This is a genomic window from Spirosoma koreense, from assembly GCF_054777875.1.
On sequence record NZ_BAAHAC010000002.1, the window covers coordinates 467,004 to 482,683 of the forward strand.

Annotated in this window: 9 protein-coding genes; 5 read left to right on the forward strand and 4 right to left on the reverse strand. The window is 52.3% G+C overall.

Going from position 1 to position 15,680, the window contains the following annotated elements:
- Nucleotides 1–32 precede the first annotated feature (32 nt).
- Entirely contained in the window at nucleotides 33–1,382 is a 1,350-nt protein-coding gene (locus tag ACYVC2_RS02545; RefSeq protein ID WP_461100707.1) for a Gfo/Idh/MocA family protein, read from the forward strand.
- A gap of 32 nt (nucleotides 1,383–1,414) precedes the next feature.
- On the opposite strand, the gene ACYVC2_RS02550 is transcribed toward ACYVC2_RS02545, so the two are convergent.
- The 3 genes from ACYVC2_RS02550 to ACYVC2_RS02560 form a co-directional block, all read right to left on the reverse strand.
- Complete coding sequence (locus ACYVC2_RS02550; RefSeq protein ID WP_461100708.1) at nucleotides 1,415–2,425, reverse strand: FAD:protein FMN transferase; 1,011 nt, start codon at nucleotides 2,423–2,425, stop codon at nucleotides 1,415–1,417.
- Nucleotides 2,426–2,601: 176 nt separating this feature from the next.
- Nucleotides 2,602–3,705, reverse strand: coding sequence for a chorismate synthase (aroC, locus tag ACYVC2_RS02555; RefSeq protein WP_461100709.1), 1,104 nt, complete (start codon nucleotides 3,703–3,705; stop codon nucleotides 2,602–2,604).
- A gap of 51 nt (nucleotides 3,706–3,756) precedes the next feature.
- Nucleotides 3,757–4,992: a BatD family protein gene (locus ACYVC2_RS02560; RefSeq protein ID WP_461100710.1), complete on the reverse strand. Its 1,236-nt coding sequence runs from the start codon at nucleotides 4,990–4,992 to the stop codon at nucleotides 3,757–3,759.
- 334 nt (nucleotides 4,993–5,326) lie between these two features.
- On the opposite strand from ACYVC2_RS02560, the gene ACYVC2_RS02565 reads away from it, so the two are divergent.
- Nucleotides 5,327–5,539: a hypothetical protein gene (locus ACYVC2_RS02565; protein WP_461100711.1), complete on the forward strand. Its 213-nt coding sequence runs from the start codon at nucleotides 5,327–5,329 to the stop codon at nucleotides 5,537–5,539.
- Nucleotides 5,540–5,621: 82 nt separating this feature from the next.
- Here ACYVC2_RS02565 and ACYVC2_RS02570 read toward each other — a convergent pair whose 3' ends face one another.
- Nucleotides 5,622–7,019, reverse strand: a complete 1,398-nt coding sequence (locus ACYVC2_RS02570) for an MBL fold metallo-hydrolase RNA specificity domain-containing protein (RefSeq protein ID WP_461100712.1) — start codon at nucleotides 7,017–7,019, stop codon at nucleotides 5,622–5,624.
- Between the two features lie 168 nt (nucleotides 7,020–7,187).
- Between ACYVC2_RS02570 and pbpC the strand changes: the two genes are divergently transcribed.
- The 3 genes from pbpC to ACYVC2_RS02585 all read left to right on the forward strand — a co-directional run bounded on the left by pbpC (nucleotide 7,188) and on the right by ACYVC2_RS02585 (nucleotide 15,633).
- Nucleotides 7,188–9,491, forward strand: a complete 2,304-nt coding sequence (gene pbpC, locus ACYVC2_RS02575) for a penicillin-binding protein 1C (RefSeq protein WP_461100887.1) — start codon at nucleotides 7,188–7,190, stop codon at nucleotides 9,489–9,491.
- Nucleotides 9,492–9,556: 65 nt separating this feature from the next.
- Entirely contained in the window at nucleotides 9,557–9,991 is a 435-nt protein-coding gene (locus ACYVC2_RS02580; protein ID WP_461100713.1) for a nuclear transport factor 2 family protein, read from the forward strand.
- Between the two features lie 95 nt (nucleotides 9,992–10,086).
- A complete protein-coding gene (locus ACYVC2_RS02585) occupies nucleotides 10,087–15,633 on the forward strand; it encodes an alpha-2-macroglobulin family protein (protein ID WP_461100714.1) in 5,547 nt (1,848 codons plus the stop codon).
- Nucleotides 15,634–15,680 lie beyond the last annotated feature (47 nt).

Sequence of the window (15,680 nt, forward strand, 5' to 3'; positions counted from 1 at the left end):
GACAACTTTCTCAACCGAAATTATTTGGATATATGACGAACGAATCGACTCAGGATCGCCGGGATTTTCTGAAAACATCCGGCCTGCTCACTGGGGGAGCCATACTCAGTAGCCTGCCGTTTGCGGCACAGGCCTCCAAGGGGTATCACTTCTCGGTAAACGATACCATCAAGGTAGCGCTAATCGGTTGCGGTGGGCGGGGTACAGGAGCAGCCCAACAGGCGCTCAATACCAAGCAGAACGTTAAAATCGTAGCGATGGCCGATGCCTTCCGTGACCGACTGGACAACGCCTACAAAGCCCTGACCGAACGTGGTCTCAAAGCGGCTGATGGCACCCCTAAAGTAGATGTCCCCGAAGATCATAAATTTGTGGGCTTCGATGCTTACAAACAGGCCATGGCGCTGGCCGACGTAGTGATTTTGGCAACTCCTCCTGGCTTCCGACCCAGTCATTTCGAAGAAGCCGTGCGGCAGGGGAAGCAGGTATTTATGGAAAAACCCGTAGCTACCGATGCACCGGGTGTACGTCGGGTACTGGCAGCGGCCGAAGAAGCCAAGCGGAAAAAACTGAATGTAGTCGTTGGTTTGCAGCGTCGGTATCAGCCCAGCTACCGGGAGATGATTAAGCGGATTCATGACGGTGCGCTCGGCGATATAATCGGTGGCCAGGTGTATTGGGTGAGTGGAGGTGTCTGGCAGAAACCACGGCAACCGAACCAGTCCGAAATGGATTACCAGATGCGAAACTGGTATTACTTCAACTGGCTCTGTGGCGATCATATCAATGAGCAGCACGTTCACAACATCGACGTAGCGAACTGGGTAAAAGATAGTTATCCGGTCTCCTGCCAGGGAACCGGTGGTCGGCAGGTTCGGACGGGTAAGGATTACGGCGAAATTTTCGATCACCACATCGTCGATTTCGTCTATGCCGATGGCACAACCATCAACAGTCAGTGCCGCCATTATGAGGGGACGTACAGCCGGGTCGATGAGATGTTCCTCGGTACGAAGGGTAAGGTCGAAGGTATGGAAAAGCGAACCAGCGCCCTGCAATCCTACAAAGGCCAGCCTATTTTTACGTACGACGCCAAAGCCGATGGGAATCCTTACCAGATCGAACACGACGAATTGTTCGACGCCATCGCCAAAGGACAATACAAATTTGCCGATGCCGAACGAGTAGCGAAAAGCACCATGACAGCCCTTATGGGCCGTATGGCGACCTACTCGGGTAAAGTGGTGAAATGGGATGAAGCGCTGAATTCGCAGATCGATCTTTTCCCGACTACGCTGGCCTGGGACGCGATGCCGAAAAGCCTTCCCGACAAAGACGGCTGGTATCAGATTGCCGTACCGGGTAAAACCATTGCGGTATAACTCGCTACACAATCTGGAAATTCATACCGCTATTAAAAAGGAGCCGACTGCCATGTACGCAGTCGGCCTTTTTTTTGTTCAACGATCCGTACCTTCACGGCAGGCCAACGACGCAGTAACCTACGGCTTTTACGAATACCGGCTATACTGAAAACTTTCGTCAATGCATCGGCATGATAACCCTCGGGTGCCAGCACCGTCGTCTGAACGAAATGCCGTAATCCCAGTCCGGAGCGTGGATTCATAATGTGCGAATAACGTCGACCGTTATGTACCAGAAACCGGTAGGTATCGCCTGAAGTTGTGATGGCCGCATTAGCCAGTAGTACCGTTGTCGTATCGCCCTGTTTTTCGGTACCTACCTGTACTCGCCAACCGGCTCTACCGGGGGGTGCTCCGCTGACGAGTATATCGCCACCAATGTCGACCAGGGCCGAGCGGATACCCAAACGAGTCAGTACCTGACGCGCTTCGTCGATGGCAAATCCCTGGCCAATTCCGCCGACATCAAGCCGAGTACCAGTCCGAAGCAGTCGCACCGAGCGGTTGGTGCTGTCCAGTTCCATCCAGCGATAGCCGACCGTTTGCCGGGCTTTATGGCGCTCGCTGGCCGTTGGAAACTGCTGCCGCCGAACCGCCCTCCGCCATAAAAGCGATAAGGCGCCAAGGGTCGGGTCGAAGCGGCCGTTTGAGAGTTGGGCAATGCGCCGGGCTTTTCGTAACACGTTGAATAAGTCAGCAGATACCGATACCCACCGACCTGACCCGGCTGTTGCCGACAAACGGTTGATTTCCGAGCCATCCAGGTAATCGCTCATAACCTGATTCAGGGTGTCCATCCGGGCAGAAACTGCCCGATAGGCCTGCTGGGCAATCAGACTATCCGATGCATAGAGAATAACATTGAATTGGGTTCCCATCAACCCCCGCTGAAAGCTGAAGCGACTCTGTGCCTGGGTGCCTACACTGAGCAGCAAGCCAATCAGCGCGAAAAAAAGCCGTTTGCGAGTCCACAAACGGCCATAAACAATTTGTATAGTCAACTTAAAGATTGAAGCTGTTTTAATCAGTCAGACGCAACGTCAAAATGAATGTCTTTGTCATGCTTCGTTCCTGAGCATGACAAAGTCGCTGGTAATAAAAGTAAAACAGTTTCGCTAAAGAATTTTATAATAACAAATTGAAAATCAGCTGGCGAATAGCGCCGTACACTAGTTTTTCACAGCACGCCCACTGCCTTCTTTTCTACCTGCGCCACTTTATTTCGTAAATACATATCCGCCAGTACCAGGGCGGCCATCGCTTCGACAATGGGAACAGCCCGCGGTACGACACATGGATCATGGCGACCTTTGCCCGAAACCGTCACGGATTGACCGTGGATATCGACGCTGTCCTGATCCTGCATAATGGTCGCTACAGGTTTGAATGCCGTACGAAAATAAATATCCTCGCCATTGCTGATTCCACCCTGAATTCCTCCGGACTGATTTGTTTTTGTCCGCACTCGTCCTTCGGCGTCGGTATAAAATTCGTCGTTGTGCTGCGAGCCGTATAACTCCGCACCGGCAAAGCCACTACCGTATTCAAACCCTTTTACGGCGTTGATACTCAGCATCGCTTTGCCGATTTCGGCGTGCAGTTTATCGAAAACAGGTTCGCCCCATCCGGCCGGCACACCCGATACGACGCAGTCGACAATACCACCAATCGAATCGCCCCGTTTGCGGGTGTCATCGATGTACTGAAACATCCGCTCCGCCGTTTCCGGATCGGGGCACCGAACGGCATTCTCTTCGGCCAGCGCCAGATTTAGTTCCTGGTATGGCTTGTCGAGCCGGAGCTTACCGACCTGCGAGACGTACGCCTGAATAGTTACGCCCTGCTGGCTCAACAGGAGCTTGGCAACGGCACCTGCTGCGACGCGAGCTGCTGTTTCGCGAGCCGACGACCGACCACCACCCCGGTAATCGCGGGAGCCGTATTTGGCCTGGTAAGTGTAATCGGCATGAGACGGCCGGAACTGCTCGGCAATGTGGCCGTAATCTTTGCTGCGCTGATCGGTATTGCGGATCAGTAAGGCAATGGGTGTACCCTGGGTGTAGCCTTCAAACACGCCCGACAGCACTTCGAACTCATCGGCTTCGCGCCGTTGGGTCGTAATCCGGGACTGACCGGGTTTGCGCCGATCCAGTTCATGCTGGATAAAACTGGTATCGAACGAAAGCCCGGCCGGGCAACCATCAATGACTACCCCAATGGCGGGTCCGTGTGATTCGCCGAAAGTAGAGATTTTAAATATTGTTCCGTAGGTACTGCTCATGAGGGCAAATTTCGTGTTTTATTGATTACGCCGTACGCATTAAATCAGCGTTCATCGTTTGAGGAATACGAAAAGCATACCCAGCAGCATGATCACGATCAACACATTGGCAATGGATCGAATAAGCGTTGAGAAACTGATCGATTGCCGTGTGCTGTCCATCGCTTCGATACCAGTATAAAGTGACTTACCCACCGAAGCCGCCGAAGCGACATCTTCAGTGGCATTATTGATACCAGCCACAGCCGACGCATTGTTGACGGTCATTAGCTTCCGGCCACCCACCTGAAGAGCCAGTCGAGGCCGTAAGGTATCGTATCGTACAGTCTGCGGATTAAAGTATATCCAGAGAAACCGGTCGGTCATCGGTACCAACCCGTTCTGATGCGGAACGATAAAATAAGTAAAGGATTTACGCCCAACCACCTGATTACCAGCATGAGTCAGCAGATGGCGCTCTTCAGGCGGGAATATATCCATATCGGTCCGTTCGTTGAGCACGGCGGGCGCTGGCAGGGTGGCAATGTTGCCCTCTCCCGCAAACGTCAGGGTGTACCGTACGCTCTGTCCGGCGTTGACCCGCTGTCGATCCAAATTCTCCTCCAACCGAAAGACCCCGACCGGTACGCGCCCCCGCAATGGATGAGCGGGCAAAGCCCTGACAGCCACCACAACGGGCTTGCTTGTAAATAAAACCGTTTCGGCCTGCGCCAATGGCGGACCAATTTTAGGCCTCGGACGGGTCAGTTGCAGGCTTACGGCCGGCAACCGCAGGGGTTGGTTCGACAACGGAAAGAAAACAGACTGATACAGGCGAAATTCCCGAAATTTTTTGTTGCGGACCAGTACAGGAATGGGCTTCAATTCATTGATGTTCAGGCTTTCTTCCCAAGAATTGACCGGACGTATTTTTTTCAGTATAGTCTGTAACTGCTTATCGAGCGCCGTGAAACTAAGCTCGTAAGGATAATTGTCGGCTACAAAAAACGACAGTGTCAGAGCTACGCTTTCGCCCGCATAAATACTCGTTTTCGATGCCCGGAGCGATAGAAAAGCAGCGCCTTCGGGAGCAATGTCGACTTTATACTGAGTAGCGCCAGCCGATTCGGTAGAACCAGGCGCATTGGCCGCCCGGACAATCAGGATAGCCCCTTCGGAGCGGACAGCTTCGCCATTGATGGTCAGGCTAAACGGCGGTAATCGAAAACGACCTGCGCTCAGGGCCTGATAGCTTTGCGTTGTAACCTGATTGACGACGGTTTTTTCGCCTATTTCGGCCGGGGTCACACTAGTCGTTATACCTTTTTTTGTGAACCCGGCGATATCCGGAAAACTTATAACCGGCCTGGTTTCGGTGTTCGGAATGATAACCGAAATGGTAAAAGGCCGTTCAATCGGAAAATCAGTTTGGCCTAATTCAATAGTAGGCACATTATCAACTCCTTGCGCAAGGCCAGCAATTGCGTAATAAAAATATAATACAAGAAATTTGCGGAATACTTCAAGAAACATTACTAATTTTGGACAACAAAAATCAGGTTAATGACGTTACGGGTATAGAACGAACCAGTCAACCTCTTTCGATATCCATAAGCTTCTTTAACCAAAAAAATGACGTACTATGCTCTCTATGCTCGAGTATATCAAGACCATCCTTCAGAAGGTGAGTTTTGATAAGGCTTTGTTCGAAAAAGAACTGGCGAAGGCCATCAAAATACTCATCCCGAAAGAAATTAAACAGCTTAAGCGCTGGTGTTATGCTCAATTTGGCAAAGTATATCGTGTTGTGTTAAACCGCTGTTTTACACGGGTACCCAGGTTACGGTTTACCTAAAGATACTCATTTATGGAAAGCCCCAGTCGACAGACCGGGGCTTTTTTTATGGCTCGTCTTTTCTGGAGTGGCCTAACAGAACTCAGGGCAAGGTTACTTGCTGGCGCATTTCCGGTATCTCGATATGCTGAAAACCAGCATTTTGCAAATGCGTTTTCCAAATCAGTTGCTTATCGTATTCGCCATGAACCAGAAATATCGTTTTAACCTGAGCGGCATTCTGGCAACTTAAAAATTGTAGCATCTCTCGGTAATCGCCGTGGGCCGAGAAAGAATCCATGATCTCTACTTTTGCCAGTACAGGGTATCGTTCGCCAAAAATGGTCACCTCTCTATCCCCCCGCTTCAAAGCCCCACCCAGACTGTTCGGCGAGGCATATCCAACCAGCAAAATAGTGGTGTTGTCTTTGGTAATATTATTTTTGATATGGTGCTTGATCCGCCCCGCTTCGGCCATACCCGATGGCGCAATAATGATACAGGGCTCTTTGAGGCTGTTAATCGCTTTCGATTCCTCGACGTCCGACACATAATGCAGATTCGGGAAATCGAAGGCATCGCCGTCTTTTTTGACGTACGCCAGAATATCCGGATTGAAATCTTCCTCGTGTTTGCGCATCACGTCGGTAGCTTTGACCGACATTGGACTGTCGATATACACTGACAGGCGGGGCAGGCGACCTTCACTCGAGAGCTGATCGAGGGCGTAAATCAACTCCTGCGTGCGGTCGACGGCAAAAGCGGGAATGATGAGCTTGCCCTGCTGTTCGATGCAGGTTCGCTGAACGATCCGCAATAAGTGAGCCTTCATATCGGGTTCAGCCTCATGCAGCCGGTCGCCGTAGGTCGATTCGCAGATGATATAATCGGCCTGGGGAAACGGCTCGGGCGAACGCAGAATCTTGTCGTCCGGCCGACCAATATCGCCACTGAAAAACAGGTGCTTTTCCTGATCGTTCTCACGGATGGTCAGGCTGACGGACGCGCTGCCAAGCAGGTGCCCCGCATCGGTCAATAGACCCGTCACCTCGTCGCAAATCACAAAGGGGCGGTTGTAGTCAACGGGATGCATCTGCGATAGTGCCTGCCGGACATCGTCTTCGTCGTAGAGCGCTTCCAGCTCAGGCTGGTTCCGGCGCTTACGCCGTTCGTTGACCCGTTCCAGGTCACGCTCCTGAATCCGGGCACTATCCATCAGCATAATTTCGCACAGGTCGATCGTAGCCGAGGTTGTGTAGATCGGACCGGCAAAACCCTGCCGTACCAACTTGGGAATTAAGCCAGTATGGTCGATGTGCGCGTGAGAAAGAACCATGTAATCGACCTGAGCCGGATCAAATCCAAACTGCTCGTTCAGCTCGTCAGTATTGATTCCCTGAAATAAGCCGCAGTCGAGCAGAATTTGTGTGCCTTTGGCTGTCGTAAGCAGGTGTTTACTGCCCGTTACCGTGCGGGCTGCACCGAAAAATTGAATGGTCATTGCTTAACTTGCACCGGGAATCCGGTCGGTCTGGTTTAGTTGATTAAGGGGCTTTGCTGGTTTTCTGACCGCTTGTCAGCGGCAGAAGTCACAAAACGAACAGCGATGTTTAGGTCAATATTGATAAATGCCCGCGGCATTGCCAAACGAATCTGGCAACGGCGTCTGATGAAAACGCTGGTGGCGACGGTATTGATTTTTTTTTGCGTCGATTTTTTCTTTCCCGTTAACACGTATGTTCCTTATTCGACCCTGATTACCGCCCGCGACGGCTCTATACTGCACGCCTTTCTGAGTCGCGATGACAAGTGGCGCATGTATGCCGAGCTATCCGAAATTACGCCTACGCTGCGCGATGCCATCCTTTTCAAAGAAGACAAATACTTTCGGTATCACCCTGGTTTCAATCCCGTAGCCATGTTGCGGGCGGTTGGCCGGAACCTGCTGACGGGTCGGCGGACATCAGGCGCTTCGACGATCACCATGCAGACGATTCGCCTGCTCGAACCCCGCCGGCGCACTTACGGCAATAAACTGATCGAGCTGGTCCGGGCAGTTCAGCTGGAACTTCATTATTCCAAAGACGAGATTCTGCAACTGTACCTGAATCTGATTCCATACGGCGGCAACGTCGAAGGCTTGAAATCGGCCTCATTGCTGTATTTTGGAAAGCCACCTGCTCTATTGAGCCTGGCCGAACTGACTACCCTCGCCATTATTCCAAACCGACCGTCGAGTTTACGGTTGGGAGTAACTAACGCTCATATCGTGCAGGAGCGGAACCGCTGGCTCAACCGCTTCCGTGCGCGTCGCTTATTTGATGACGCCGTCATTGCAGATGCCCTGAACGAACCCCTGATTGCTTACCGACGCGCAGCCCCACGGCAAGCTCCGCATGTGTCGCTTCGGCTGCGGACCGAACAGCCGACTCAGCCGATTGTACATTCAACGATCAATTCAGTTTTGCAGGCAACGGCCGAGCAGCTGGTGCAACGCTATGCCAACCGCATCCGGGCTTTTAACATTCAGAACACAGCGATTCTGGTAGTCGATAATCGGTCGCACGAGGTAGTAGCTTACGTTGGTTCGGCTGATTTTGCTAATACGCTCGATGGCGGACAGGTCGACGGTGTTCGTGCGGTCCGGTCGCCGGGCAGCGCGCTCAAACCTATCCTGTATGGACTGGCTTTCGACGCCGGACTTGTCACTCCCAAAAGCAAGCTTAACGATGTGCCCACTAATTTCAGTGGTTACGAGCCGGAGAACTACGACCGCCGGTTCAATGGCCCTGTCACGACCGAATTCGCCTTGGCAAACTCGCTGAATATTCCAGCGGTGGCTTTACTGAACGAGCTGGGTACGTCCTCGCTTGTCTCTACGCTACAGAAAGCGGGATTTTTGGCCATTAAAAAGCAGGCCAAAGAGCTTGGCCTTTCGATGATTCTGGGTGGCTGCGGGGTTACCCTGGAAGAAATGACCCGGCTGTATACTGGTCTGGCAAACGCCGGCCAATTTGAGCCGCTTCGTTTTGTTCGTCCAGCGAATCAGCCAGTCCAACGAACCAGTGTCGGTCTACTCTCGCCCGAAGCGGCTTATCTGGTTACGCATACCCTCACGCAGATTACCCGCCCCGATCTTCCAACTAATTTCGACAACAGCTATCACTTGCCCCGTATTGCCTGGAAAACCGGCACTTCGTATGGCCGACGCGACGCCTGGAGCATCGGTTATAATCAACGGTACACGATCGGAGTGTGGGTCGGTAACTTTTCGGGTGTCGGAGTGGCCGAACTAAGCGGAGCCAACACTGCCACCCCCTTGCTTTTTCAGCTTTTCAACGTGCTGGATTACAATTCGCCTACGGCCTGGTTCAAACCGCCCAGAGCGGCTACCAGGCTGTCGATGCGGCTGATCTGTCCCGAAACGGGGGATGTTCCGGGTGAATTTTGCACAAATCCGGTGACGGACTATTGCATCATGGGCGTTTCGCGCTACCACCGGTGCCAGCATCGAAAAACAGTTTTTACGAATGCCGCCAGAACCCTTTCCTATTGTACCTACTGTCTCCCCGATTCAGGAGCCGTTCGACAAACTTACCCGAATCTGTCGCCCGAACTCGTCTCGTTTTACCAAAGCCGACACATTCCGTTTGAAGTCGTACCTCCTCATAATCCGGCCTGCGAACGTGTGTTCGGCGAGTTAGGTTCAGGTCAAAGTGGCCCGTTGATTACCAGCCTGAACAACGGGAGTGACTATTTCATCAACTCCCAAAAACCCGCTGAACTGCAGTTAGCCTGTCAGGCCCCGAATGATGTACAGACTGTATTCTGGTATCTGAACGACAAACTATATCGCCGGGCGAAGCCAAACGAAGCCTTATTTTTTAAACCTCAATTGGGTAGATTGAAAATTTCCTGTGCCGACGACAAAGGACGAAGCCGGGATATATATGTCATTATCAGATCCGAATAAACGCCTGTACATTTGTTTATTCATTTATTGTTTATATTTTTCCCGAATAAAATCCAGTATTTTCCATGAAAATCCTAGTATTCTTTATCGCCTGTTTATGCGCAACCACTTCATTTGCGCAACAGGCTGCTGAGCCAGCGCAAAACCCTACCAGCCTGGGCAACGCGTTCTTTAAATCATTGCTCGATGAAGACAGCAACACCATGAGCAAGCTGCTGGCCAGCGACTTTACCATGACGAACTACGATGGGCATTCCGTTGGTGGCGATATGCTCGTGCAGGGCATCAGCGGTGGGTATGTCGTGGTCGATGCGTCGACTGTTTCGAATACGGAAACCCGGCAGTACAATGCCGATGCAGCAGTCATGACCGGCAATCTGAAAACCAAAGGCCAGGTTCAGGGGCAGGCGTTCGACGCCACCGTCACGTTTTCGGTCGTCTGTGCCAAACAGTCGGGCTCGTGGAAAATTGTCAATGTTCAGCTCACTCCGGTGCAATGACAACCGTTCAGTAACTCGTGCATTTTAAATCCAGACCCACTCAACAACTTTGAGTGGGTTTTCCGTATTCGTTCGGTTTCCTACCTTCTCTCACTATGCGAACACGCGCGCTTCTACTCTCGTCCTTACTCGCTTTATTGCTGTTTCAATGTTCCCGCCTGACGTTCAATGAAGTATCGGTTGTAGGCCGCAATTTCGACGATGAAGTGCAGCAGACGCAGAACCTGACATTTACGTTCAACAAAAACCTGGGGCCAACCAATCAGTTGAATAACTGGGATTCAACGCAGTATATCCGGTTTAAACCAGCTGTCCGGGGAAAATTCAGATGGACGGCTCCCAACGAACTGGTTTTTTCACCCAGCCGTGCGTTCGAACCTGCTACTGACTATAGGGCTGAATTGACCGGCGATTTATTAAAACGGTCAGACCAGAAAGACCTGCGCATTTCGGGCGACGAGATCGCTTTCCATACGCCTTATCTGCAACTGACCAGCACCGAAAACTGGTGGACCCGCTCGCGCGAAACCGGACAGGCCGTCGCGAAAACCAGGCTCCATTTCAACTATCCGGTTTCATCGGCAGAGGTAGCCGCCAAACTGACCGTCTCGACCGAAGATAAACCCCTGACGGCACAAGCCACGCAGGGCGATGGTCAGACTGCGGTTACTCTGACGCTTCCTGATGCACCGGGTGCCCGAAATGAGCAACCTCTGCTCGTTAAGGTCGACAAAGGCATCAAAGTACCTAGTACCCCGTACACCAGTAAGGAGGTTATCGAAACAACCAGTGCTTTACCCTCCCGCTTCACCGTCAACGTGGCCGATGTACAAACGCGCTTCGAGAACAGCGCGACTAACGGACCGCAGGGCATCGTACGGATCATTACCACCCAGGAGTTGCAGCCCGGTACGCTGAGTCAGTATTATACGATCCAGCCCCAGCTCGAAACTACGGCAGAGCTAACCGAAAACGGCTTCATCATCCGGGGCAATTTTACCGAAACGGACACCTACGTGCTGACACTGACCGATCAGCTCAAAGGCGTATTGGGGGCGCATCTGGAAGAGCCCGTAAGGCGAGATCTATTCTTCGGAAAAATGCCCGCCAGCATTCAGTTTGCCACTAAAAAAGCACTTTACCTATCTTCGAAAGGCGAACGAAATATTGGACTTTCGATCGTTAACATTCCCAGGGTGCAGGTCAAAATTGCCCGCGTGTATGAGAACAATATTCTGAATTACCTACGATCTAACCGGTACGAAGAATATAAAGAAAACGCGACCGGTGAGTGGGGGCCATCAGGTTTGTTCAACTACGATCAGGATGAAGCGGGGAATCTAAGCGATGTGCTGGTCGACAAAACGGTGGAAACAGCTGACCTGCCAAAAGTACGGGGCGTATCGGCTCTGAATCTGGCCCTACCCGATCAGCAGAGTGCGTTTCGGGAACACCCGCTCCGGGGGGTGTATCTGATCTCGGTCGACTCAAAAGACGAAGCCTATCTTCAGGCCAATCAACTGGTTTCCCTGTCCGATATTGGCTTGATAGCTCGTCAGACAAACGACGAAGTACTGATTTGGGCCAATTCGATACACACGGCCGAACCACTGCAGGGCGTCGAGATATCGCTCGTCAGCAGCAATAACCAGACAGTCTTCACGCTGCAAACCGACGGGAGCGGTTTTGCAAAATTCGACAAAGTAAGCCAAAAGGCCCCCGGCTTCCGGATCGCTTTACTGACAGCCCGGACCGACGATGATTTTAACTTTCTGTTTTTGCCCGACACTCAGGTCGAAACCTCACGCTATGCCGTCGAGGGCAAACGCGACAACGAATCGGGTTTCGATGCCTTCGTATACGGCGACCGTGATATTTACCGACCTGGCGAGACGATTCATTTCAATACTATTGTTCGCTCGCAGACCTGGCAGAGCGTGGGCGAAATTCCTATCCTGATCCGGGTACTCATGCCTAATGGCCGCGAGTTACAATCCTTTCGTAAAACGACTAATACGCAGGGCGCCGTGACGACCGATGTGCCCTTGAATCCAGCTTCCGTAACTGGCAGCTATACTGTCGAAGTGCTCAATGCCAACAATGTGCTGCTGACCTCACAGACCATTAGCGTCGAAGAATTTATTCCCGACCGAATCAAGGTGGATGTGCTGACGGACAGGACAAGCTACAGAGCCGGCCAGACGATTACGCTTTCAGCAACCGCTACGAATCTGTTCGGACCGCCCGCTTCCGACCGAGCCTACGAAATGGAGTTTCAGCTAAAACGAAAAGTTTTCGCTCCGGCAGGTTTTGGCGAATATGATTTCTCCATTCCCAGCGAATCAGCAAGAGCCGGTTCGCCAACCACTGAACCCGGCAACCGGACCGACGTTTTCCCGAAAGAACTTCGCCAGGGCCGCACCAACGCCAACGGACAAGCTACAGAACGTTTCCTGATTCCGGCTCTTTATCAGGATATTGGACTGCTGGAAGGCAAACTTTTCGTAACCGTCTTCGACGAAAATGGTCGTCCGGTCAATCGGCTCCGGCGTTTCGATATCCTGACTCAGGATACTTTCTTCGGCATACGGCTTCCCGACCGCTATGTGGCCACGAACGCACCGGTAGCTGCCGATCTGGTGGCGCTGGATGTTGCAGGCACCTTACGCCCGTCGGCTTCCGCACAGATTGAGGTTGTTCGTTACGATTATCAGACCGTTATCGAAAAGCAGCATGAAGGCAGCGGCCCCGGCCAGATAAAATATATGACCCGCCGACAAGAAAAACCCGTTTATACGAACACTTTATTGTTCAAGGGCGGGAAGGCAGGCTTTCGATACGTTCCGGCGGTTTCGGGCGAGTACGAAATCCGGGTTCGCCGACCGGGCGCAGGTGGCTATTTGGCTACCGGCTTTTATGCGTATGGGTATGGCAGCACATCGGCATCATCGTTCGAGGTTAGTCAGGAAGGGCAGGTCCTGATGACCTTCGACAAACCTTCGTATCAGACTGGCGATAAAGCCAGCGTACTCATCAAGGCACCGTTCGACGGTAAACTGCTGGTGACCGTCGAGCGAAACCGGGTTCTCGAACATCACTGGCTGACAACCAACAATAAGTCGGCAGAATGGAGCTTTTCGGTCGGCAAATCGCATCTGCCGAATGTGTACATAACCGCAACGCTTATTCGGCCCGTCAAGGAACAGGGCTCGGGGCCCTCCAATCTTCCCTTAACGGTTGCGCACGGTTTTGCGCCGATAACCGTGCAGGATGTCGATACAAAACTCCCGGTTGCCATAAGGGCGGTTACACAGTCGCGCTCGAAAACACGGCAGACGATCCGGGTAAAAACCGCAGGCAACGTTCAGGTGACCGTAGCGGTGGTAGACGAAGGTATTCTGCAACTCAAAAACTTCAAAACTCCCGACCCACATGGTTTTTTCTACCAGAAACGGGCGCTCGAAGTAGGTAGCCACGATCTGTATGCCCTCCTCTATCCGGAATTATCGCTCAAGTCAGGGTCGAGCACAGGCGGAGACGGATATGATCTGGAACGGCGGGTCAATCCGCTAAGTAATGGCCGTGTCCGACTGGTGGCGCTCTGGAGCGGTATTCTCAACACAGACTCAGACGGTGAAGCGGAGTTTTCGGTAGATATCCCCCAGTTCTCGGGCAATCTGCGCGTCATGGCTGTTGCTTATAAGGACAATGCGTTTGGGTCGGCCAACAGCAACATGAAGGTAGCCGATCCAATTGTTATCAGCACCGGCGTCCCCCGGTTTTTAAGCCCCGGCGATCAGCTCGATCTACCCGTCAATCTGAGCAATACCACCAAACAAACGGCAGCGGTTACGGCTCAATTGACGCTGAGTGGCCCCCTGACTGCCGATAGTGTAAGTAGCCAGAAGCTTACTCTACTTCCCGGCCGGGAAAGTCGCGCCGTTTTTCATCTTACGGCTAAACAGGCCATTGGTGCAGGCACGATCATGGTAACGGTGAAAGGACTGAACGAAACCTTTACCGAAAAAACGGATGTGACGGTCCGTCCGGCGGTTTCACTACAAAAAACCACGCTTTCGGGCGTCGTTGCGAGTGGGCAGTCGCAGCGGTTACAGCTAGTCGGCAATTTCCTGCCAGGAACCGCCCGGGCGAGCATTACTCTGAGCCGGTCGCCAGTTGCTCAATACGGACGTGAGCTGTCTTTTTTGCTGGGTTATCCGCACGGTTGTATCGAACAGACGATTTCCAAAGCCTTCCCGCAACTCTATTTTGCCGATCTGACTAAACAATTGGCCACCAATACGTATTTCGTTCGGGCGGGCGACAGCGACCTCAACCCAACCACGAATGTCAGACAGGCCATTCAAAAGGTGGAAGGCCAGCAGACGCCCAACGGCGGTTTTACCATGTGGCCGGGGATCGTAACGGCGCGTACAGGTGCTATACCCGTCGATGAATGGGCCAGTGCATATGCCGTTCATTTTCTAACCGAAGCACAGGAAGCAGGTTACGAAGTACGTCCGTCGGTACTAAGTTCAGCCATTGATTTTCTGACTACATCGACAAATAATCCGGCGCTGGAAAATACCGTTATGGTCGATGAAGCAGGTGGCCAGACGGTTCATAAACTAGCCAGCCGAACCGCTCTCTACAGTCTTTATGTTCTGGCGGTAGCCGGTAAACCAAATCGATCGGCCATGAATTATTACAAACAGAATGTCGGCCTGCTGACACCCGATAGCCGGTATCTGCTGGCGTCGGCTTTCTTCCGGGTCGGCGACACTCGCAGCTCGACGGCCCTGTTACCTAAGCGCTTTACCGACACGATAACCGGACGACAGACGGGCGGTAGCTACGCTTCGCCCATCCGCAATCTGGCCCTTGTTCTCGATGCGCTGGTAGAGACTGACCGTAATAATCTTCAGATCCCGACCCTGGCCCGACAGTTATCAGGGGCCCTGAAACAAACCAGCTACTTAAATACTCAGGAAGCCGCCTTTGCCTTTCTGGCACTTGGCAAACTAGCTCGTCAGGCAGTCAACAGTACCGCTACGGCAACCCTGTCGGCTGGTAACAAACCCCTGGGAACCCTAACCAATGCGCTGCTGACTCTGAAACGAGTTCCGACCGGGCTACCGCTGACTATACAGACCCAGGGAACCGGCAATGTGTATTATTTTGCTCAGAGTGAGGGCGTACCGGCTTCCGGGAAAATTATGCAGGAAGATCAGGGGTTGCGCGTCCGTCGAGTCTATCTAAACCGCGACGGTCGGCCGATGAACGAAATTCGGCAGAACGATCTGGTCGTAGTAAAACTGACGCTTTCCAGCACCAATGGCCTTCGTGTCGAGAACGTCGTTCTAACCGATTTGCTGCCCGCCGGGCTCGAAGTAGAAAATCCACGCTTAACCGAACCACGTGACATGCCCTGGATAAAAAATGCGTCTATTCCCGATCAGTTTGATCTGCGCGACGATCGGCTGAATTTTTACACAACGGTTACGGGCACCGAACAAACATTTTATTACCTGGCCAGGGCGGTGTCGAAGGGACGGTTTGCGGTGGGGCCAGTATCGGCCGATGCCATGTATAACGGTGATTATCGCAGCTATCATGGAGCTACGTTTGTGACAGTAAAATAAGATGGCGTTTACTTACGACGTGTATACCATTCTACGCTATTTGTAGA